Annotated in this window: 20 protein-coding genes; 12 read left to right on the top strand and 8 right to left on the bottom strand. The window is 63.6% G+C overall.

The genetic code is table 11. The features are described from left to right. Nucleotides 1–8: 8 nt before the first annotated feature. Both FCT00_RS20585 and FCT00_RS20580 read right to left on the bottom strand, forming a co-directional pair. The gene (locus tag FCT00_RS20585) at nucleotides 9–1,376 is read right to left on the bottom strand and encodes a dihydrolipoyl dehydrogenase family protein (protein ID WP_138424485.1); all 1,368 of its coding nucleotides are present in this window, start codon (nucleotides 1,374–1,376) and stop codon (nucleotides 9–11) included. Further along, nucleotides 1,373–2,158: a TVP38/TMEM64 family protein gene (locus tag FCT00_RS20580; RefSeq protein ID WP_138424484.1), complete on the bottom strand. Its 786-nt coding sequence runs from the start codon at nucleotides 2,156–2,158 to the stop codon at nucleotides 1,373–1,375. The genes FCT00_RS20585 and FCT00_RS20580 overlap by 4 nt, the downstream gene beginning before the upstream one ends. Before the next feature lie 168 nt (nucleotides 2,159–2,326). Between FCT00_RS20580 and rpmH the strand changes: the two genes are divergently transcribed. Further along, on the top strand, nucleotides 2,327–2,461 hold the full coding sequence (gene rpmH / locus FCT00_RS20575) for a 50S ribosomal protein L34 (protein ID WP_008331438.1): 135 nt from the start codon (nucleotides 2,327–2,329) through the stop codon (nucleotides 2,459–2,461). Nucleotides 2,462–2,487: 26 nt separating this feature from the next. Further along, on the top strand, nucleotides 2,488–2,892 hold the full coding sequence (rnpA, locus tag FCT00_RS20570; protein WP_138424483.1) for a ribonuclease P protein component: 405 nt from the start codon (nucleotides 2,488–2,490) through the stop codon (nucleotides 2,890–2,892). Here the strand turns inward: rnpA and FCT00_RS20565 are convergent. After that, complete coding sequence (locus FCT00_RS20565; protein ID WP_138424482.1) at nucleotides 2,886–3,350, bottom strand: hypothetical protein; 465 nt, start codon at nucleotides 3,348–3,350, stop codon at nucleotides 2,886–2,888. The two genes, rnpA and FCT00_RS20565, sit on opposite strands and share 7 nt — an antisense overlap. Nucleotides 3,351–3,559: 209 nt before the next feature. On the opposite strand from FCT00_RS20565, the gene FCT00_RS20560 reads away from it, so the two are divergent. Continuing rightward, nucleotides 3,560–4,882: a UDP-glucose dehydrogenase family protein gene (locus FCT00_RS20560; RefSeq protein ID WP_138424481.1), complete on the top strand. Its 1,323-nt coding sequence runs from the start codon at nucleotides 3,560–3,562 to the stop codon at nucleotides 4,880–4,882. Between the two features lie 3 nt (nucleotides 4,883–4,885). On the opposite strand, the gene FCT00_RS20555 is transcribed toward FCT00_RS20560, so the two are convergent. Further along, entirely contained in the window at nucleotides 4,886–5,899 is a 1,014-nt protein-coding gene (locus FCT00_RS20555) for a GDP-mannose 4,6-dehydratase (protein ID WP_138424480.1), read from the bottom strand. Between the two features lie 111 nt (nucleotides 5,900–6,010). On the opposite strand from FCT00_RS20555, the gene yidD reads away from it, so the two are divergent. From yidD to FCT00_RS20510, 9 genes are all read left to right on the top strand, one after another. Further along, complete coding sequence (gene yidD / locus FCT00_RS20550; RefSeq protein ID WP_008331447.1) at nucleotides 6,011–6,256, top strand: membrane protein insertion efficiency factor YidD; 246 nt, start codon at nucleotides 6,011–6,013, stop codon at nucleotides 6,254–6,256. 11 nt (nucleotides 6,257–6,267) lie between these two features. After that, nucleotides 6,268–7,092, top strand: coding sequence for a hypothetical protein (locus FCT00_RS20545; RefSeq protein WP_138424479.1), 825 nt, complete (start codon nucleotides 6,268–6,270; stop codon nucleotides 7,090–7,092). Nucleotides 7,093–7,205: 113 nt separating this feature from the next. Beyond that, nucleotides 7,206–8,027, top strand: coding sequence for a LytTR family DNA-binding domain-containing protein (locus FCT00_RS20540; protein ID WP_171043077.1), 822 nt, complete (start codon nucleotides 7,206–7,208; stop codon nucleotides 8,025–8,027). Nucleotides 8,028–8,360: 333 nt separating this feature from the next. Continuing rightward, nucleotides 8,361–9,224 (top strand): tRNA 2-thiocytidine(32) synthetase TtcA, encoded by an 864-nt coding sequence (gene ttcA / locus FCT00_RS20535; protein ID WP_138424477.1) that lies wholly within the window; start codon nucleotides 8,361–8,363, stop codon nucleotides 9,222–9,224. Between the two features lie 93 nt (nucleotides 9,225–9,317). Further along, a complete protein-coding gene (locus FCT00_RS20530) occupies nucleotides 9,318–10,886 on the top strand; it encodes a putative bifunctional diguanylate cyclase/phosphodiesterase (protein WP_008331453.1) in 1,569 nt (522 codons plus the stop codon). A gap of 148 nt (nucleotides 10,887–11,034) precedes the next feature. Beyond that, entirely contained in the window at nucleotides 11,035–12,876 is a 1,842-nt protein-coding gene (gene yidC, locus FCT00_RS20525; protein WP_138424476.1) for a membrane protein insertase YidC, read from the top strand. Between the two features lie 4 nt (nucleotides 12,877–12,880). Further along, complete coding sequence (gene yihA, locus FCT00_RS20520) at nucleotides 12,881–13,537, top strand: ribosome biogenesis GTP-binding protein YihA/YsxC (RefSeq protein WP_008331459.1); 657 nt, start codon at nucleotides 12,881–12,883, stop codon at nucleotides 13,535–13,537. 89 nt (nucleotides 13,538–13,626) lie between these two features. Continuing rightward, the gene (gene argB / locus FCT00_RS20515; protein WP_040885637.1) at nucleotides 13,627–14,490 is read left to right on the top strand and encodes an acetylglutamate kinase; all 864 of its coding nucleotides are present in this window, start codon (nucleotides 13,627–13,629) and stop codon (nucleotides 14,488–14,490) included. A 92-nt stretch (nucleotides 14,491–14,582) separates the two neighbouring features. Further along, nucleotides 14,583–15,131 (top strand): SixA phosphatase family protein, encoded by a 549-nt coding sequence (locus FCT00_RS20510; protein WP_008331463.1) that lies wholly within the window; start codon nucleotides 14,583–14,585, stop codon nucleotides 15,129–15,131. A gap of 79 nt (nucleotides 15,132–15,210) precedes the next feature. Here FCT00_RS20510 and FCT00_RS20505 read toward each other — a convergent pair whose 3' ends face one another. The 4 genes from FCT00_RS20505 to FCT00_RS20490 form a co-directional block, all read right to left on the bottom strand. Continuing rightward, nucleotides 15,211–16,002 carry an amino acid ABC transporter ATP-binding protein gene (locus tag FCT00_RS20505; RefSeq protein ID WP_138424475.1) on the bottom strand — a complete coding sequence of 264 codons (792 nt, stop codon included), beginning with the start codon at nucleotides 16,000–16,002 and terminating at the stop codon, nucleotides 15,211–15,213. 12 nt (nucleotides 16,003–16,014) lie between these two features. Beyond that, the gene (locus tag FCT00_RS20500; protein WP_138424474.1) at nucleotides 16,015–17,316 is read right to left on the bottom strand and encodes an amino acid ABC transporter permease; all 1,302 of its coding nucleotides are present in this window, start codon (nucleotides 17,314–17,316) and stop codon (nucleotides 16,015–16,017) included. A 1-nt stretch (nucleotide 17,317) separates the two neighbouring features. Further along, nucleotides 17,318–18,622 (bottom strand): amino acid ABC transporter permease, encoded by a 1,305-nt coding sequence (locus FCT00_RS20495; protein WP_138424473.1) that lies wholly within the window; start codon nucleotides 18,620–18,622, stop codon nucleotides 17,318–17,320. A gap of 126 nt (nucleotides 18,623–18,748) precedes the next feature. After that, entirely contained in the window at nucleotides 18,749–19,765 is a 1,017-nt protein-coding gene (locus FCT00_RS20490) for an amino acid ABC transporter substrate-binding protein (protein ID WP_008331471.1), read from the bottom strand. Nucleotides 19,766–19,857: the final 92 nt, after the last annotated feature.

Genomic DNA, 19,857 nt, shown 5'->3' with positions numbered 1-19,857 from the left:
CTGCGTGTCTACGGCACGAGCCTTTGAAGGACCCGAACCACACGTTTTAGTGTTTCATTCTCAAATAGTTTTGGCGAGTAGAAGTTCCCAGAGGCGCGCTTGGAAATTTCTGACAGCGTGGGATAGGGCAGGACCATGCCGGATATGGCCGAAAGCGACAGGCCCTGAGAAATGGCGAGCGACCAGGGCGCGATCAGTTCGCCGGCGTTCTTGCCGACGAGCGTCACCCCCACGGGCTTTGATTTCACGACCATGACCTTGATGAAGCCCTTGGTCTCCCCCGTCGCGATGGCACGGTCGTTGCCTGCGAAGTCGGCGCGCACGACCGTCAGCTTGTCGCCATGCGCCTTGCGCGCGGCCTCTTCGGTCAGCCCGACCTGCGCCAGTTCCGGGTCGGTATAGGTGCACCACGGGATGTGGTCGGTCCGCGCCTTGGCCGGGAGCCGCAGAACTGTGGGCCGGATCACCACCCCGCCGTGATAGCCCGCGACATGGGTGAATTGCAGACCGCCGGTGATGTCGCCCACGGCGAAAATGCGGCGGTTCGTGGTGCGCAGGCGGTCGTCCACCTTGATCCCGCGGTCCGTGGTTTCGACCCCGGCCTTGTCCAGCCCCATGTCGTCCGTATTCGCCTTGCGCCCGACGGCGACGAGGATGTGGGACCCGGTGAAGACCCGCCCGAATTCGGTCACCACTTCGATCCGGCCCTCGGTGTCGCGCACGCGCACGGCCTGCGCCCCCTCGACGATCTCGATGCCCTCGTCGCGCAAAGTGTCCAGCACCAGCCCGGCGGCTTCGGCGTCGTCCTTGCCCAGCGCCTTCTGCGCCTCCAGCACGGTCACCTCACATCCCAGCCGCCGATGCGCCAGCGCCATTTCACAGCCGATGGGGCCGCCGCCGATCACCAAGAGGTGTTTCGGCTGTTCGGCCAGATCGAAGATCGTTTCGTTCGTGTAATGCGGCACCTCGTCCAGCCCCGGAACCTCGGGCACGAAGGGGCGCGATCCGGTGGCGATGACGAAGCGTCTCGCACGGATCGTCGTGTCGCCCGCCTGCACCTCGCGCGGGCCGGTGAACCGCGCATGGTGCCGGATGACGGTGCAGCCCAGACCTTCGAACCGCTCCTGACTGTCGTGCGGCGCAATGGTCGCGATGGCGGATTTGACATGCGCGTGGGCCGCGTCCCAATCCAGTCCCTTGGCCCCGGCGGACAGAAGCGCCTTCGACGGCACGCAGCCGGTGTTGAGGCAATCGCCCCCCATTTCGCCCTTTTCGATCAGCACCACCTTCGCCCCCATCTGGGCGGCGCCCGAGGCGACCGACAGCCCGCCGGACCCGGCCCCGATGACGCAGATGTCGGTCTTGATGACGGTCATGCGATGGGCTCCTTCCGAAAGACGCGCAGGATGAGGGGGAGCAGGGCCAGAGCGCAAAGGCCGATGATCGGCCCGAGGATATAGGGCTTGAAGATGATGCCGAGGTCTGGCGTGCCACCTGCCTCGAACACCTCGCCCAGACCGGAGCCGACCGAGGTGTAGATCAACGCGCCCGGAATGATCCCGACCACGGTCGTCACCGCAAAGACCCATGTGCGCACGTTCACGAGGGCGGGCAGCACGTTGGCCACGAAGAACGGCACCACCGGGATCAGGCGCATGAGGAACAGGACCGACCACTGGCTTTTGTCGATAGCGGCCTTGAGCCTTGCGATCCGGCCCGGCGACGCCTCCATCCGGGCCGCCAATCGCTCCCCCAGCCCAAGTTTCGCGGCAGAGAAGATGATGAGCGCACCCATGGACGCGGCGGCGACGTTGTAGAAGACGCCGGGGAAAAGACCGAAGAGGAAACCGCCGGTGAGCGTGGCGATGGTGGCACCGGGCAGGGAGAAGCCCACGATGGCGGTGTAGGAAGCGATGAACACCAGAACGGCAAGCAGGTAGTTGTCGTCGCGAAACGCGATCAGGTCGGCGCGGTTTTCGGCCAGCGCGTCATAGGTCAGACGGTCGCGGAACAGGACGAAACCGACCAGCGCCACGATGGCGATGATCGTGATCGGGATCAGGCGTTTGATCCGTTCGGCGTTCAAGGCGTCCTCCTTGCTCAAGTGATCGCACCATGACGATGAAGCGTTGGTCCCGCCACCCCCCTCACGCCGCATTGATCCGCGTCGCGAAAATGTTTCAAAAGGACCGACGCGGGGTTTGACTTGGCCCCGAACCGCCCCTATAGACCGGGCTTCAACGAATTCCGCCCCGATTCCATCGGGATCAGTGGGCATGAGACGAAGATGGACCTTTCGGGGTCCAGAACCTGACGGAGACGGGCGATGAAACGCACCTACCAACCTTCGAACCTGGTTCGCAAGCGCCGCCACGGTTTCCGTGCGCGCATGGCGACCAAGGCCGGCCGCAAGATCCTGAACGCGCGTCGCGCCAAGGGCCGCAAGTCGCTGTCCGCGTAAGCGGGTCCGACATCTCGGCTGAAGACATGACACCGCCGGAGGCACCCGTGGACGGCCATGAGGCCGGGCACGAAGCGCCGCCGGCGGTTTCCGTTTGTCTGGCGACGCTGAAAAAGCGCCCGGACTTTCTGGCCTGTGCCCGCGCCCGCAAGGCGCCCGCGCCTGCCTTCCTGTTGCAGGGCCGCGACCGGCGCGACGACGATGCGGTCGTGCGCGTCGGCTACACGGCATCCAAGAAGGTCGGCAACGCGGTCGCCCGCAACCGGGCCAAACGCCGCTTGCGCGAGATCGCCCGCGCCCTCATCGCCGCCGAAGGGCGCGCAGGCTGGGATTACGTGCTCGTCGCACGCCCCGGCAGCACGGTCGAACGGGATTTCGATGCGATGAAGACCGATCTCCGTGCGGCTCTCGCCCGTGTCCACGGTCAGTAAAGACCAAGCCCCAACAGCGCCATGATGAGGATCAGCAGGGTCATGCCGCCTGCGGTCACCCATGCCGTGCGCCGCGCGATGCCGCCTGCGACCGTGGGATAGGTGGACGGGTCGTCGAAAGACCGGCGCAGACGCGCCCGCCCGGCCCCGTCGAAACCCGATACCGCCACCACGATCACGAAGGCCGCGATGACCCACAGGCCATAGGGCGATCCAAGCGCCCCGAAGCTGGGAATGCCACCGCCCGACCACGCGCGAAGCGGCCCTGTGACGAGGACGAGCACACCGCTGACCCCCATCACGAGGCCTGAGGCCGGGCCGATCCGGTCGAACAGGGCCGAGGCCTCGGCCGCCGGGCTGCGTGCCATGGCGGGCAACAGGATCAGTGCGAAAAACAGGTTGCCGCCGGCCCATGTGGTCGCCGCCAGCAGATGCAGGATGTGGATGATCTCGTTCATGGTGCGTCCCCCTGCCCCCGGATCATGCGGAACCGGACCGTGCGGCGCAAGTTTTTCCGACCGCGATGCTGCAATGCGGCAACACTGGCGGACCAGTCGCTTGCACCCCGTTGGCGTCTTGTGGATTTCAAGGAAATCTGGAAAGTGCGACCTGCGACCCCCTTTGGGTCACTCGATGACGAAACCAGTTTTCTTGTGAAGGACATTCCATGAAAATCGCCATGATCGGCACCGGATACGTCGGCCTCGTGTCCGGCGTGTGCTTCTCGGACTTCGGGCACGAAGTCATCTGCGTCGACAAGGACCCGCGCAAGATCGAGATGCTGGAGCGTGGCGAGGTTCCGATCTACGAACCGGGGCTGGATCGTCTGATGAACAAGAACGTCGAAGCCGGGCGGCTGTCCTTCACGCTCGACCTCGAACGTGCCATCGACGGGGCCGAAGCGGTGTTCATCGCGGTCGGCACACCCACGCGGCGCGGCGACGGTCACGCCGATCTCACCTATGTCATGGCCGCCGCCGAAGAGATCGCGAAGGCCGCCAAGGATTACATCGTCATCGTCACCAAATCGACCGTCCCGGTCGGCACCAACGCCAAGGTGCGTGACGTGGTGGCTGCGGCGAACCCCGACCTCGATTTCGATGTGGCGTCGAACCCCGAGTTTCTGCGCGAAGGCGCGGCGATCGACGATTTCATGAAGCCCGACCGCGTGGTCGTGGGGGTCGAAACCGACCGCGCCGCCAAGGTGATGGAGGAGATCTATCGCCCGCTCTACCTGCGCGACTTCCCCATCGTGACGACCGACCTCGAGTCGGCCGAAATGATTAAATACGCCGCCAATGCCTTTCTCGCGACCAAGATCACCTTCATCAACGAGATCGCGGCGCTGTGCGAAAAGGTGGGCGCGGACGTGAAAGCCGTGTCCAAGGGCATGGGCATGGACGGGCGCATCGGCAACAAGTTCCTGCACGCGGGCCCCGGCTACGGCGGCTCGTGCTTTCCGAAAGACACCAAGGCGCTGGCCCGGATCGGGCAGGAACATGCCGCACCCATCTCCATCGTGGAAACCGTCATCAAGGTGAACGAGGATGTGAAGCGGCGGATGATCGACAAGCTGGTCGACCTCTGCGGCGGCTCGTTCAACGGCAAGACCGTCGCTGTGCTGGGTGTGACGTTCAAACCCAACACCGACGACATGCGCGATGCCCCGTCGCTGACAATCGTGCCATCGCTCGTCGGGGGCGGCGCCAAGGTGCGGGTCTGTGATCCGCAGGGCAAGCGCGAGGGCGAGCATCTGCTGCCCAGCGTCGAGTGGCAGGATGACCCCTATGCCGCGGCCAAGGACGCCGACCTTATCGTTATCCTGACCGAATGGAACGAATTCCGCGCCCTCGACCTCGACAAGATCGCGTCCGGCATGAAATCGGCGAAGATGGCGGACCTGCGCAATATCTACAGCGCCGACGCCGCTGCCGAAGCGGGGTTCGTGGCTTATGACAGCATCGGGCGCGTGGGTCTGATCCGCGCTTGAGCGTCAGACGCCGTAATAGTCGCGATACCAGTCGACGAAGGCGCGCACACCGTCGCGCACGTCGGTCTGCGGGCGGTAGCCGGTAAGCCGCTCAAGCAGACCCGCATCCGCCCATGTCGCAGGCACGTCGCCGGGCTGGATGTCCATGTAGTTGCGCTCGGTCTTCATGCCCAGCGCATCCTCGATGGCCTCCACGAAATCCAGAAGCCGGACGGTCTGGGAATTGCCGATGTTCACCACGCGATAGGGCGCGACCGGTGACAGGCTGTCGCCCTCCGGCACTTCGCCGTTCTCGGGCCGCGCCGGCACCGCGTCGAACATCAGAAGCCGGATCGCGCGCACGAGGTCTTCGACATAGGTGAAGTCGCGGAACATCTCGCCGTGGTTGTAGACGTCGATCGCCTCACCGCCGAGGGTCGCGCGCACGAACTTGAACAGCGCCATGTCGGGGCGGCCCCACGGGCCGTAGACGGTGAAGAACCGGAACATGGTCGTCGGCAGGTCGTAGAGATGCGCATAGGAATGCCCCATCGCCTCGGTCGCCTTCTTGGTCGCGGCATAGATCGTCATGGGCGTGTCGGCCTTGTCCGTTTCCTTGAACGGCATCTCGGTATTCGCGCCGTAGACCGACGAGGTGGAGGCCATCATCAGGTGCCGCACCTCGTGACGCCGCGCGGCTTCCATGATGTTGAAGGTGCCGACGACGTTCGCATCGACATAGGCGCGCGGGTTCTCGAGGCTGTAGCGCACCCCCGCCTGCCCCGCGAGGTGGACGATGATCTCCGGCACGAAACCGTCGATGGCCGTATCGACGGCGGCCAGATCCTCCAGCATCGCTTCGGTCGCGGCGAACCGCTCGCTCTGCGACAGCATCGCGTGGCGGCGCTGCTTCAACGTGACGTCGTAGTAGTCGGTCATGCCGTCGAAACCGTGGACGGTGTGGCCTTCGTCCAGCAGCAGGCGGGCGAGGTGGTAACCGATGAACCCAGCCGTGCCGGTGATAAAAATACGTGCCATGAACCGCCTCTTGCGCTGTCCTTCCGTCCTACCTGCATTCCTCCGAAGTGCAAGCGTCCCGCGGCGCTTTGACGACTCGCGGATGGCGCCCGGCCACCCTATATCCCTCGCATGACGCCGCTCGCCCATATCGTCGCGCTTCCCGTGCGCTTCTACCGCCTCGTGTTCTCGCCATGGGTCGGCCATTCGTGCCGCTATCAGCCGACCTGCTCGGCCTATGCGCTCGAGGCGCTCGAGAAACACGGCGCGTTCAAGGGCGGCTGGTTGACCATCCGGCGCATCGGGCGCTGCCATCCGCTTGGCGGCATGGGATTTGACCCGGTGCCGGACCCCGGCGATAAGAGGAAAAAGCCTTAGCCGGAGGGCCGATGCCCCGCCAATTCCTCTTCCCCCTGACGACAGGCCGCTCGGGAACCGTATTCCTGACCGAGCTTCTGCGCCTGAACTGGACCGGGGCCGAGGTGCATCACGAACGGCTGGCGTATGAGACGCTGGGGGTCGACAGCCCGGACGCGTCGCACCTCACGAATTTCAACTCCGTCGGCAATGTGGAGCATGTGCGCGCCTTCTGGCTTCAGAAACTCGCGCGGGTCATGGACAGCCCGGCAGACCGATATGCCGAGGTGTCGCATTTCCTGTTCAAGGCCGGACTGGTCGAAAACATCGCGCCGCTGACCGAGGTCGGGGAGGTGCATCTGGTCATCCTCACCCGCGATGCGTTCAAGATCCAATGGAGCTACGTGAACCGCTTCGAGTTCGCCAATTTCGGCTTCACATGGCTCTTCGCGCTCGATCCCCGTTATCCCAACACCATCGTCAAGGCCGAGCCGTTCATGCAGCACGGGCCCGCGGGCACGTCGCTGTGGTATGTGCACGAGGTGTTCGCCCGCGCCGAGTATTACGCGCGGCTGACCGCCACGAACCCCCGCATTCACATCCACCGCGCTGACTTGTCCGAGATCACCAGACCCGAAGGCGCGGCACGGCTGCTTTCCGAGCTCGGTCAGCCGATGACACCGGACGCGGTGCGGATGCCGCCACGGCAGAACGCGACCAAGGCCGTCATGTTCGACGAGAAGATGGAGAATTTCTGTCGCCGCCTCGCCAAGGGCACACCGCTCAGGTCGGCCGAAATCGCCGAAGCCTACTGGAACACGGGCAAGCGGCTGGGCGACGGTATGCGGGCCGGGTGACAGGGGCCGCCGCGCCCCCTCCCAATTAATAATGGACAGGATAACCTGACCTTCGTTACGAATGCGTCAGGCACCGGTCGGGAGCGATGGTGCCGCAGGGGGCACATCGCAGCATGACATCCAAAGCGGGAAACACCGCTACGCGCGGTCGGGATATCGAAACGATTCTTCAGGGCTATATTCTGTCGCCCTACTGCTTCGGAACCGCGCTGGTCCTCGCCCTGTTCATCACGATCTTCGCGCCCGGCGGGCTGTTCGCGCATCAGCCGTTGTGGCTTCGCGCCGGAATTCACCTGTTCGACACCGTCGTGTTTCTGGCCCACAGCTATTTCGTGCTCCCCCGCGTGTTTCGCGAGGCGTTCGACCGGGGCTGGCCGATCCTTCCGGTCCACATCGCGATCTACATTCCACTCGCCCTCGTCCTCGCGGTTGTCTTCGCGCTTGTCGAAGGTCACGGGCTGACGGGGGCCGAGATCGTCTGGCACGTCGCCATCGTCGTCGCCTGGGTCGTCCTTTCCGCCGTCATCGGCCTGTTCATCTTTTGGGTCTATTTCCTGCCCCATGCGGGCATCGACGTGAAGCCGGAGCAGATCTGGTCCTATCGCCCGCCCACGTCCTGCCGGCTTCAGGATCACCTGTCGCCCGCCGTGCGGGGCCGGGTACTGAGGATGCTTGCCGAAAACCAATACGTGCGCGTTTTCACCGAGCGGGGCGAAGAACTGATCCGCCTGCCCTTGTCCGAAGCCGTCGGACTGGTCCCCGACGAGGCCGGGATCAGGGTGCACCGCTCGCACTGGATCGCGACCGACCGCATGGCAGGCGTGAAATTCGAAAGCGGCAACCCGAAGTTGTTGACGGTGGATGGATCACAACTCCCGGTAAGTCGCTCTCGCGTGGGCGACGTGCGTTCGGCGCTTTCGCATCGTGAAATGTGAAACCCGGTCGGTTCGCGAACCCTTGGGCGTCAACCGCTCCAAATCCAGCGTCATCCGCACCATCGCGCACACAGGCACCTGATTTATCAGTACAAATCACGCCGTGGCGCAGGTGGTTCGTATTTCGAACCGTTCATGCAGGCAGCACCGATTGAGCACGCGTCATAGACCGGCGACCCGCTTGGGCCGTCGGGTGTATTGAAGGCCGGGCCGTGCAGAGTATTTCGCGCGGAGGGGCACTTTTCCGTCGGCGCGGCGGGCGGGCGTATTCTCGTTCGCAACCGTCGCGCCACTTCCCTTGCCAGACGCCCCGCCCCACGGTAATCCGCGCTCATGCTCGACGAGTCCGATGACATCCACCCGCTGTTTCGCGGCGCCCCTTCGACCACGGAGTTCAAGAAGCTCCGCAAACGCATCCTGCGCAACGTGCGGGAGGCGGTGGAGCACTATGGCATGGTCGAGCGGGACGAGACCGGGCAGGCGAAACCGGGGCAGAAATGGCTCGTCTGCCTGTCGGGCGGCAAGGACAGCTACACGATGCTGGCCGCGCTGTACGAGATGAAGTGGCGCGGGCTTCTGCCCGTCGAAATCCTCGCCTGCAATCTCGATCAGGGCCAGCCGGGGTTTCCGGCCACCGTGCTGCCGGAATTTCTGGAAGACCGCCAAGTGCCGCACCGGATCGAGTACGAGGACACCTATTCCATCGTGATGGACAAGGTGCCCGAGGGCCGGACGTTCTGCGCGCTCTGTTCGCGACTGCGCCGGGGCAACCTCTATCGCATCGCGCGTGAGGAAGGGTGCAACGCGGTCGTGCTTGGCCATCACCGCGACGACATCCTCGAAACCTTCTTCATGAACCTGTTTCATGGCGGACGCCTTGCGACCATGCCGCCGAAACTGGTCAACGAAGAAGGCGACCTGTTCGTGTTTCGCCCCCTTGCCCATGTGGCCGAGGAGGATTGCGAAAAATTTTCCCGCGATATGGGTTACCCGATCATCCCCTGCGATCTGTGCGGGTCGCAGGACGGATTGCAGCGCCAGCAGGTGAAACAGATTCTCGACGGCTGGGAAAAGAACGCGCCCGGTCGGCGGCAGGTCATGTTCCGTGCCCTTATGAATGCCCGCCCCTCGCATCTGCTCGACCCGAAACTCTTCGATTTCGCGGGGCTGACGCGCGGCCAAACGGAAGACACCTGAAGGCCCAAGCTGTTAACCGCAGGTTGACTCGTTCCCCATATGGTCCAACGGACCGAAGAGGCGGCCCTTGCGCCTCGGATAGGGGAGCAGACGATGAGCATCACGACCTCGGCACAGCGCGACGCGCTTCGCAAGAAACTCCGCATGATCCTGCTCGGGCCGCAGATGCTCGCGTTTCTCCCCGCGATCATGCTGGGCGCGTTCTGGTTCGGGGGCGAAGGTCTGGCGCTCGTGATCGCGGTGACGCTTCCGGGCATCCTCGTTCTGACCGGGCATGTTCCGGCGCCGTGGCGGGTCCGGGCACGGCGCGACATGCTGACGGGGCTGCCCGGTCGGCAGGATCTGATCGCGACCCTGTCACAGGGGTTTTCGAGCGGGTCGAACGATGCCGGCGATCCGCCCGTGTGCCTCGTCCTCGAGATCGACAATGCCAGCGCGCTCGAATCTCAGTTCGGTGAGGCGGGCGCGGGCACCGTCCTGCGCACCTGCGCCGAACGGCTGAAAGCGGTCTTGCGTGAAAGCGACGTGGTGACCGCGCTGAAACCCGGATGTTTCGGCATCGCGATCGCGCGCACGCCACGCACCGACCTTGAGGTCATGATCCAACTCTCCGGTCGTCTGCAAGACGCTGTCGGCCAGCCCATATCGCTCGACGGCACACGGGTGTTGCTGTCGTCCTGCCTCGGGTTCTCGATGCCCTCCCGCGTGCCCGATCAGGTCGGGGAAAGCCTGCTCGACGCCGCCGAAAGCGCGCTGGAAGAGGCTCAGAAGGCGGGGCCGGGGTCGATCCGCGCCTTCTCCAACGGGATGCGTCCGCGTGTATCGGTGCCCGACAACCTCACGCGTGAGGTTCTGCGCGCTCTGGAAGACGGCGAAATCCGCCCGTGGTTCCAGCCGCAGGTGTCAACCGACACCGGCCAGTTGACGGGGTTCGAGGCGCTCGCGCGGTGGGAGCACCCCGAGAAAGGGCAGATCGCCCCCGCCGCGTTCCTGCCCGCCATCGCCGAGGCCGGGCTGTTCGAACGGCTGGGCGAGGTCATCCTCTATCACGCGCTCACGGCGCTCAAGGCGTGGGACAAGGCGGGGCTGAAAGTGCCCAATGTCGCGGTCAACGTCTCGCCCGAAGAGCTTCGCAACCCGCGCATGTTCGAAAAGATCAGGTGGGAGCTGGACCGTTTCGACCTCGGCCCCGACCGCCTCGTGATCGAAGTGCTGGAAAACGTGGTCGCGCAGTCGGAAGACGACACCACGACCCGCAACATCGCCGCCCTGTCTCGACTGGGCTGCGGCATCGACCTTGACGATTTCGGCACCGGTCATGCCTCGATCTCGAACATCCGGCGTTTCGACGTGACCCGCATCAAGATCGATCGCAGCTTCATCAGCCAGGTGGATACCGACCGCGACCAGCAGAACATGGTGTCGGCGATCCTCACCATGGCCGAAAGGCTTGGGCTGGATACGCTGGGCGAAGGGGTCGAAACCCACGGCGAACACGCGATGCTCGCCCAGCTTGGGTGCGGTCATGTGCAAGGCTATTCCATCGCCCGCCCGATGCCGTTCGAAGACACCGCGACCTGGATCGACACCCATCAGGCCAAGCTGTCGACGATGCCCACGATCGACCACGCCGAGAATCCGCGCGGCAAGAAAGCGAGTTGAGGTTTCAGGGGTTACAACCCGCATGAAAACCTCGGCCGGATCGCGCGGCAAGACGCCTCGCACCGCCGTGAATTCTGGTAAAACCGCTTGACGTTTGGCCTTGCGGGGGTTTGAACCCCACCATCCGAAATTCACGTGGTGGGCCTTTATGGAAAACCAGAATCGAAACCTCCTGATCGCGACGGTCCTGAGCTTTGTGGTCATCACGGCATGGATGCTCTTGTTCCCACCTGCGGAACCGGAAGCCGTCCAGCCCGAGGAGGTTGCCGAAACCCTCGCCCCCGGCGCAACCGACGGGGCCGCCACGCCCCCGAATGCGGCCGAGCAGACCGGCACCGACGCCGCACCTGAGGCCACGCCCGACACGACGACCACGGCGCAGACGCTGGAAAACAGCCCGCGCATTCCGGTCGAGACGCCGAAACTGTCCGGTTCGATCTCGCTCATCGGCGGACGTATCGACGACCTGCATCTGTCCGACTACCGCGTCTCGCTCGACAAAGGGTCCGATACCGTCACGCTGTTGCGGCCGTCGGGTTCGGACGAGGCCTATTACACGCTTTATGGCTGGGCTCCGGGCGGCAACCTCGGCAATGCCGACGTCCCCGGCGCGATGACCCAATGGGAACTCGAAGAGGGCGACACGCTCACCCCCGAAACGCCGATCACGCTGGCCTGGACGAACGACGCAGGCATGATCTTTCGCCGCACGATCTCGGTCGACGAGGATTACCTCTTCACCGTGCGCCAGTCGGTCGAGAACGGGTCCGACATCGCCCAACGCCTTGCCCCCTACGGCCTGATCGCGCGCCACGGCGAACCCTCGAACCTCAAGGGGTTCTTCATTCTGCATGAGGGCGTGATCCGTCAGGACGATACCGAACTCTCGGAAATCGACTACAAGGACGCCCGCGAACTCGACCGCGACCCGCGTGAGGGCGCCCCCGCCGAAGCCACCGCGATCACCGAGAACGGTTGGGTCGGCTTCACCGATCACTATTGGGAAACCATCCTCGTGCCGGAAAGCGGCCAGCCCTATACGGCGGTCGTGAAATACGTCGAAGGTGCTGACATCTATCAGACCGAAGTGCGCCTGCCGACCATCGAGGTCGCGCCGGGTGCCACCGCCGAAGTCTCCACGCGGCTCTTCGCGGGCGCCAAGGAATGGGACACGATCCGCGACTACCAGAACGACGAGGGCATCTACCGCTTACTCGACTCGATCGACTGGGGCATGTTCTTTTTCCTGACCAAACCGATCTTCGCCGTGCTGCACTGGCTGCACTCGTTCATCGGCAACATGGGTTGGTCGATCATCGCCCTGACCTTCGTCATCAAGATGGTGCTGTTCCCGCTCGCCTACCGCTCCTACGTGTCGATGGCGAAGATGAAAGAGCTTCAGCCGGAGATGGAGAAGCTGCGCGAACAGGCGGGCGACGACCGCATGAAAATGCAGCAGGGCATGATGGAGCTTTACAAGAAGAACAAGGTGAATCCGGCTTCGGGCTGCCTGCCGATCCTCTTGCAGATCCCGATCTGGTTCTCGCTTTACAAGGTGATTTTCGTCACGCTCGAACTTCGCCATGAACCCTGGTTCGGCTGGATTCGCGACCTTTCCGCCCCCGATCCGTCGTCGATCCTGAACCTGTTCGGGCTGCTCCCGAACGCCGCGCCCGATCCGACGAGCTGGTTCTATTTCTTCTCGCTCGGTGTCCTGCCGATCCTGCTCGGCATTTCGATGTGGCTTCAGCAGAAGCTGAACCCGGCGCCCGCCGACGCCACGCAGGCGACGATCATGAACTGGATGCCCTGGGTGTTCATGTTCATGCTGGGCCGGTTCGCGAGCGGGCTTGTGATCTACTGGATCGCGAACAACACGCTGACCTTCATCCAGCAGTACACGATCATGCGCTCGCACGGCGCCAAGCCGGACATCTTCGGCAACATCAAGTCGAGCTTCAAGAAGAAGCCGGCGACAGAGAAGAAGTAGGGGCGTGAGCGCGCCCCTGCCCTTCCCTCTGGCCGAAGAGCCCGACGATGCGTCCCGCGAAGCGGGGCGCAAACTTTTTGCGGCCCAGACCGATTTTCTGAAAGGCGTGGTCGCGATGAACGGCCTGCCGCCCGACGACCGGATCGAGGTCTGCTTCGCGGGCCGGTCCAACGTCGGGAAATCGTCGCTCATCAATGCGCTGACCGGGCGCAAGGGCCTTGCACGGGCATCGAACACGCCGGGCCGCACGCAGGAAATAAACTTCTTCACCACGACCGACGGTCCCTATCTCGTCGACCTGCCCGGCTACGGCTTCGCCAATGCGCCCGTGGCGGTCGTCGAGAAATGGCAGAAACTGCTCAAGTCGTATCTTTCGGGCCGCGCCTCGCTGCGGCGGGCCTTCGTGCTGATCGACACGCGGCACGGGATCAAGGCCGTGGACGAAGAGATCATGACGCTTCTCGACAAGTCCGCCGTCACGTTCCAGGCCGTTCTGACCAAGGCCGACAAAGTGAAGGCCGCCGACCGCGACAAGATCCTAAAACAGGTGCGCGAGAAGCTGTCGAAACATCCGGCGGCTTACCCGGAACTGGTCATGACCTCGTCCGAAAAGGGCGACGGGATCGCCACGCTTCGGGCGATCATCGCGGGCCTCGATTAACGCGGGCCATGGGCGATGAAAGGCCAACGGCCTTGAAGAGCGCACGCGGCGACCGTATCACCGATAAAGCCGCCCCCGAGGATCAGCCCATGAGAAAGCTCAGCATGAACCGCGACTGGATCGCCACCGCCAAGACCCTGAACGAAGCCCTGCCCTACCTTCAACGCTACGAGGGCGCGACGGTCGTCGTGAAATTCGGCGGGAACGCGATGGGCGATGACGAGGCGATGGAAAGCTTCGCCCGCGACATCGTTCTGATGCGCCATGTCGGCGTGAACCCCGTTGTCGTCCACGGCGGCGGGCCGATGATCAACGACATGCTCGCGAAACTGGGTGTCGAAAGCGAATGGGTGAACGGCAAGCGCGTCACCGATGCCGCAACGGTCGAAGTGGTCGAAATGGTCCTGTCCGGCCCGGTGAACGCCCGCATCGTGGCGGCGATCAATGCCGAGGGCGGCCGCGCCGTGGGCCTGTCCGGCAAGGATGCGAACCTCATGGTCTGCGAGCCCACCGATCCCAAGCTCGGCTTCGTCGGCACACCCATCGAGGTCGATCCTTTCGTTCTGAAACGTCTGTCGGAATCCGAAACGATCCCGGTCATCGCTCCCATCGGTGTGGGGCGGGATGGCGAGACCTTCAATGTGAATGGCGACACGGCGGCGGGGGCCATCGCGGCGGCGCTCAAGGCCGACCGGCTGCTCCTGCTCACAGACGTCGCCGGCGTGAAGAACGCCGAGGGCCAGTTCGTGACCGAACTGTCCGCGATGCAGGTGCGTGAGATGACGAGCGAGGGAATCATTTCAGGTGGAATGATTCCCAAAACCGAGACGGCGCTTTCAGCCCTCGAGGGTGGGGTGCGCGCCGTCGTCATCCTTGACGGCCGGGTGCCAAACGCTTGCCTGCTTGAGCTTTACACCGAACAGGGCCCCGGTTCGATCATCCGTCTGGGTTAGACGAAAGTCGTATGCTGCACTGCGGCTTGCTCGCGATGCGTGTGTTCGGGTAGAAAGGCCGGGCACCCTGAAAACGCGAGTATTTTCCCCGTATGACCCTGCGCCTCATTCTGACCCGTCACGCCAAGTCGAGCTGGGACGATCCCCTCATGACGGATCATGATCGGCCCCTGAACAAGCGTGGTCGCGCGTCGGCAGAGGCCATCGGTCGTTGGCTGATGGTCAAGGGGATTTGCCCGGACGAGGTGCTGGTTTCGTCGGCCGAACGGACCCGCGAAACCTGGGATCTGATCTCGAAGGCCGGATGCCCCCATGGCACCCCCGAGATCGCCCCGTCGCTCTATCTGGCCGAGCCGGATACGATGCTGAATGTTCTTAAGAGTGCGACTGGTAAGACGGTGATGATGATCGCCCATAACCCGGGATCTTCGTTCATGGCCCACGGCCTGCTCGAAACCCCGCCGGCGACGCATATCTTCGACCGTTTCCCGACCGGAGCTACTGCCGTCATCGACTTTGAAATCGACAGCTGGGAGGACCTCATCTGGCGGATGGGGAAGCTTGTTGATTTCGTTGTCCCGCGCGATCTGATCGCTGCGGAGGTGGCCATGGCGAACGAACCGCCTGCGCTTTCTGCCTAGACACGGTCCCTGACGGCAGGCGAAGGGCCCTCGCAATCGCGGGGGCCCTCGTCATTTCAGCGGTGCGAATGCGCGGGGATCAGTGCCCGATGATCTGGCTCAGGAACTGCTGGGTGCGTTCCGACTTCGGGTTGTTGAAGAACTCTTTCGGTTCGTTCTGCTCGACGATCTGACCGTCGGCCATGAAGATCACGCGGTTTGCGACGGCCTGTGCAAAGCCCATTTCGTGCGTCACGCAGAGCATCGTCATCCCCTCTTCGGCAAGCTCGATCATGGTGTCGAGCACCTCCTTGATCATCTCGGGGTCGAGCGCCGAGGTCGGCTCGTCGAACAGCATGATCCGCGGCATCATGCACAGCGACCGGGCGATGGCGACACGCTGCTGCTGGCCGCCCGACAACTGGCCGGGGTACTTGTTCGCCTGATCCGGGATCTTCACCTTTTCGAGGAAATGCATGGCCCGGTCGACGGCTTCCTTGCGCGGCACCTTGCGCACCCATATGGGCGCGAGGGTGCAGTTTTCGAGGATCGTGAGATGCGGGAACAGGTTGAAGTGTTGAAACACCATCCCGACCTCGGAGCGCACCTTGTCGACGTTCTTCAGGTCCGAATTCAGCTCGTTCCCGTCCACGACGATAGACCCCTGCTGGTGTTCCTCCAGCCGGTTGATGCAGCGAATGAGCGTCGATTTCCCCGACCCGGACGGGCCGCAGATGACGATCCTCTCGCCGCGATAGACGGTCAGGTCGATGTCGCGCAGCACGTGAAACGTCCCGTACCACTTGTTCATATCGGTGATCTGGATCGCCACCTCGTCGGAGACTTCCATCTTCGAGGTGTCGACCTTGGTGTCGAGTTCTAGCGTGGACATGTGCGCTCTCCGTTAACGGTGGTCGGTGCGAAGCTTCTTTTCGAGCCACATAGAGTAGCGCGACATGGAGAAGCAGGAGATGAAGAAAAGAAGGGCGATGAAGCCGTAAAGCTCCCACACGATGCCGTTCCAGTTGGCGTCGGCGCGGATCGAGCCGGTCAGGCCGATGGGATCGAGCAGGCCGATGATCGACACGAGCGTCGTATCCTTGAACAGCCCGATAAAGGTCGAGACGATACCGGGGATCGAGATTTTCAGCGCCTGCGGCAGGATGATAAGCCGCTGCGCCTTCCAGTAATCCAGCCCCAGCGCATCCGCCGCCTCATACTGCCCGCGTGGCAGGGCGGCGAGACCGCCCCGGATCACCTCGGCGATATAGGCCGAGGCGAAGAGCGTCGCCATGATCATCACGCGCAGGATGATGTCGAAGTTCGTGCCCGGCGGCATGAAGATGTTCAGAAGCGTCGAGGCCACGAACAGAAGCGTGATGAGAGGCACGCCCCGGATGAACTCGATGAACCCGACCGACAGGTATTTGACGATCAGCAGGTCGGACTGACGCCCCAGCGCAAGGATCACGCCGAGGACGAGCGAAATGGCGATGGCAACGACGCCGATCCAGACCGACAACATGAAGCCCCCGAACAGGCGGCTTTCCACGACTTCGATGCCCAGCGGAACGATCCCGTAGATTGCCTGCGACAGCGGACCGACGAGGAACAGCCAGAACAGCACCGGAATGAGCACGGCGACGATCACGGAGGCGAGGTTGCCGATGACCGACACCAGATAGCGATAGGCGACGAAGCCCAGCGCGGGACCGGCTGCGACAAGAAGCGGGGTCCAGATCGGCCCGCCCCACATCAGCCAGGGCGCGAGGAACAGGAAGGCCCCCGTGAACCACAGCATCTTGCCGGGGAAGGTTTCGTTGAACAGAACCGGGGCCAGCGCTACGAACAGGCCGATGAATGTCAGGATCGGGCGCCAGCGAAGCTCTTCCGGGTAGAAGCCGAACAGAAGCTGCTGCCAGCGTTCGGTGATGACGCCATAGCAGGCGCCCCCGTGCTCTTTCCCCAGTTCCGCGATGATTTCGCGGCAGGCGGACAGCGATCCCGCCCCCCATGTGGGCGACCAGAGCCACGGGATGATCGCAGCCAGCACGAGGTAAATGAACGCCAGCGCGATCACGGTCAGGATCGAATTGAACCAGCCCGAGAACAGGTTCATCCGCAGCCAGCCGATCACCCCCACCTCGCTTGCGGGCGGGTCACGTTCGGGAAGCATATCGGTGCGGACGTAGGACAGGTCTTCCATCTCAGCGCTCCTTCAGCTTCACGCGGTTGTTGTAGACGTTCATCGCCCCGGAAATGGCGAGCGATATGGCGAGGTAGATCAGCATCGTCATCATCACGGCTTCCAGCTCGCGACCCGTCTGGTTGAGCGTGATGCCCATCAACGTCCCGGTCAGGTCCATGTAGCCCACGGCAATCGCCAACGACGAGTTCTTGGTGAGGTTGAGGTACTGCGAGATCAGCGGGGGGATGATGACCCGCATCGCCTGCGGCAGGATCACCAGCGACATGATCCGGCGGGGTCGGATGCCCAGCGCCGCGGCCGCCTCGGTCTGCCCCTTGGAAATGGCGAGGATACCGCCGCGCACGATCTCGGCGATGAAGGCCGCCGTATAGAGCGAGAGCGCCAGCCACAGCGCGATGAACGAGTTTCTGAGATGCGTCCCACCGTCGAAGTTGAAGCCGCGCAGCGCGGGCTTGCCCAGATAGAACCCCATGAGCCAGAGCACGATGACGGACGGCAAGACGATGACGGCGGTGCGAAGCCAAAACGTCTTTGGCCGCACCCCCGTGGAATTCTGTATTCGGTCGGCCCGTTGCCCGATCAGGCGGGACACGAGGATGCCCGCGATCAGGGTCGACAGAAACACGACGAGTTCGAGGCTCACGTCGAACCGGAACCACGCCTCGCCGAACAGGTGGATGTCGCCCAGACCCTGCCGCCATGTCAGCGGATTGCCCTCTTCGTCCATCCGCCCGAACAGCGGCTCGGGCACATAGACGCCCCGGTTGGTCAGCGCGACGCTGTCGCCCAGCAACATGCTGGCCGAAGGCTCATCCCCCCGGAAAGCGGACGGCGCGGGAAGCGTTTCGATCAGGATCGCCATCGAAAAGACGATCCAGAGAAGAACCGGCACGTTGCGGAACATCTCGACATAGACGGTCATGATGCGGGCGACGAGCCAGTTGTTCGACAGGCGCAGAACACCGACGATGACGCCCACGATGGTCGCCATGATGCAGCCGAGCACCGCGACCAGCAGTGTGTTCAAAAGCCCCATGAGGCTGGCGCGCGCATGGCTGTCGCGCGAATCGTAGTCGAGCAGGCGCTGGTTGATGTCGTAGCCCGCAGGCTCGGTCAGAAACCCGAAGCCGACCGACTTGCCGAGATCCGCAAGGTTCTGGACCGTGTTCGACACGAGCCAGCCGATGAGCAGCAGGAAGCCGATCAGGGCGACGATCTGGATCGTCGCGGACCGGTACCGGCTGTCGTAAATGAGCATGGATGGGCGGAAGGTCCCGCCTTCAGGATCGGTAGCCGTCGTCATTCATGTTCCCCGTCGTCCCCGGATCGTTCTCTGGGCGGGTTCTCCCGCCTCCTGCGTCCGGATGAACTGATTGATGCCCCTGAAAAGGAAGCGGGCGCGAGGTTTCCCCCGCGCCCGCCCTGTCACTTACCGGAACGGCGGCGCGTACTGAAGGCCGCCGTCTTTCCACTGCGCGTTCAGGCCGCGCGCAAGGCCGATCGGCGTCGACTCACCGATGTTCTTTTCGAAGATCTCACCGTAGTTGCCGCCGGCCGCGATGGCTTTCATCGCCCAATCGGCTTCAAGGCCGAGCATCTCGCCCATGGTGCCTTCGGTGCCGAGGATACGGTTGATCTCGGGGTTATCGGTGCCGCTGGCCAGCTCTTCGATGTTGGTCGAGGTGATGCCGAACTCTTCGGCCGCGACCAGCGCGTTCAGGGTCCAGCGCACGATGTCTGCCCATTCGTCGTCGCCATGGCGCACGAGCGGACCGAGCGGCTCTTTCGAGATGATTTCCGGCAGGATCGCGTGATCGGCCGGGTTCTCGAACGACGCGCGGGTGGCGGCGAGGCCGGAAGCGTCCGTCGTGTAGGTGTCGCAGGCACCGGCAAGGTACTGCTGCTGCGCTTCGGCGTTGGTTTCGATCGGAACCGGCTCGTAGCTGATGTTGTTCGTGCGGAAGAAGTCGGCGAGGTTCAGTTCGGTCGTGGTGCCGGTCTGGATGCAGACGGTCGCGCCGTCCAGTTCCTTGGCCGAGGACACGCCCAGCGCCTTGGGCACAATGAAGCCCTGACCGTCGTAGTAGTTCACGCCGGTGAAGGTGAACTTGAGGTCCACGTCACGGGTGAGGGTCCAGGTGGTGTTGCGCACGAGGATGTCGACTTCGCCCGAAGCCAGCGCGGTGAAGCGGGTCTTCGGCGTGGTCGGCACGAATTCGACGGCTTCCGGGTCGCCCAGAACGGCGGCGGCGACGGCACGGCAGACGGCGACGTCAAAGCCTTCCCAATGGCCGTTCGCGTCGGGCGCGGCGAAGCCGGTCAGACCGGAGTTCGAACCGCACTTGAGCGATCCACGGGCTTGCACGTCGTCAAGCGTCGCGGCGCTCGCCGAACCGGCGACAAAGCCAGCTACGGTCAGCGCCCCGAGAAATACGGATTTTTTCATGTTTACCTCTTCCTGATGTTCGCCCGTTCCGGGCGTTATGATCCGGTTCGTTGACCGGTGACGATACGAGGAATGGGGCAGGCCCCCTCCAT

The sequence above is a fragment of the Maritimibacter alexandrii genome (assembly GCF_005871115.1).
Classification (GTDB): Bacteria; Pseudomonadota; Alphaproteobacteria; order Rhodobacterales; family Rhodobacteraceae; genus Maritimibacter; species Maritimibacter alkaliphilus.
Note: the sequence above shows the minus strand (reverse complement) of the source record. Positions and strands in the feature narration are given on the sequence as shown.

Bases quoted from the DNA above. Each gene is read 5' to 3' on its own strand.
- FCT00_RS20585 (WP_138424485.1), bottom strand. From the start codon at position 1,376: ATGACCGTCATCAAGACCGACATCTGCGTCATCGGGGCCGGGTCCGGC.
- FCT00_RS20580 (WP_138424484.1), bottom strand. From the start codon at position 2,158: ATGCGGCGTGAGGGGGGTGGCGGGACCAACGCTTCATCGTCATGGTGC.
- rpmH (WP_008331438.1), top strand. From the start codon at position 2,327: ATGAAACGCACCTACCAACCTTCGAACCTGGTTCGCAAGCGCCGCCAC.
- rnpA (WP_138424483.1), top strand. From the start codon at position 2,488: ATGACACCGCCGGAGGCACCCGTGGACGGCCATGAGGCCGGGCACGAA.
- FCT00_RS20565 (WP_138424482.1), bottom strand. From the start codon at position 3,350: ATGAACGAGATCATCCACATCCTGCATCTGCTGGCGGCGACCACATGG.
- FCT00_RS20560 (WP_138424481.1), top strand. From the start codon at position 3,560: ATGAAAATCGCCATGATCGGCACCGGATACGTCGGCCTCGTGTCCGGC.
- FCT00_RS20555 (WP_138424480.1), bottom strand. From the start codon at position 5,899: ATGGCACGTATTTTTATCACCGGCACGGCTGGGTTCATCGGTTACCAC.
- yidD (WP_008331447.1), top strand. From the start codon at position 6,011: ATGACGCCGCTCGCCCATATCGTCGCGCTTCCCGTGCGCTTCTACCGC.
- FCT00_RS20545 (WP_138424479.1), top strand. From the start codon at position 6,268: ATGCCCCGCCAATTCCTCTTCCCCCTGACGACAGGCCGCTCGGGAACC.
- FCT00_RS20540 (WP_171043077.1), top strand. From the start codon at position 7,206: ATGACATCCAAAGCGGGAAACACCGCTACGCGCGGTCGGGATATCGAA.
- ttcA (WP_138424477.1), top strand. From the start codon at position 8,361: ATGCTCGACGAGTCCGATGACATCCACCCGCTGTTTCGCGGCGCCCCT.
- FCT00_RS20530 (WP_008331453.1), top strand. From the start codon at position 9,318: ATGAGCATCACGACCTCGGCACAGCGCGACGCGCTTCGCAAGAAACTC.
- yidC (WP_138424476.1), top strand. From the start codon at position 11,035: ATGGAAAACCAGAATCGAAACCTCCTGATCGCGACGGTCCTGAGCTTT.
- argB (WP_040885637.1), top strand. From the start codon at position 13,627: ATGAGAAAGCTCAGCATGAACCGCGACTGGATCGCCACCGCCAAGACC.
- FCT00_RS20510 (WP_008331463.1), top strand. From the start codon at position 14,583: ATGACCCTGCGCCTCATTCTGACCCGTCACGCCAAGTCGAGCTGGGAC.
- FCT00_RS20505 (WP_138424475.1), bottom strand. From the start codon at position 16,002: ATGTCCACGCTAGAACTCGACACCAAGGTCGACACCTCGAAGATGGAA.
- FCT00_RS20500 (WP_138424474.1), bottom strand. From the start codon at position 17,316: ATGGAAGACCTGTCCTACGTCCGCACCGATATGCTTCCCGAACGTGAC.
- FCT00_RS20495 (WP_138424473.1), bottom strand. From the start codon at position 18,622: ATGACGACGGCTACCGATCCTGAAGGCGGGACCTTCCGCCCATCCATG.
- FCT00_RS20490 (WP_008331471.1), bottom strand. From the start codon at position 19,765: ATGAAAAAATCCGTATTTCTCGGGGCGCTGACCGTAGCTGGCTTTGTC.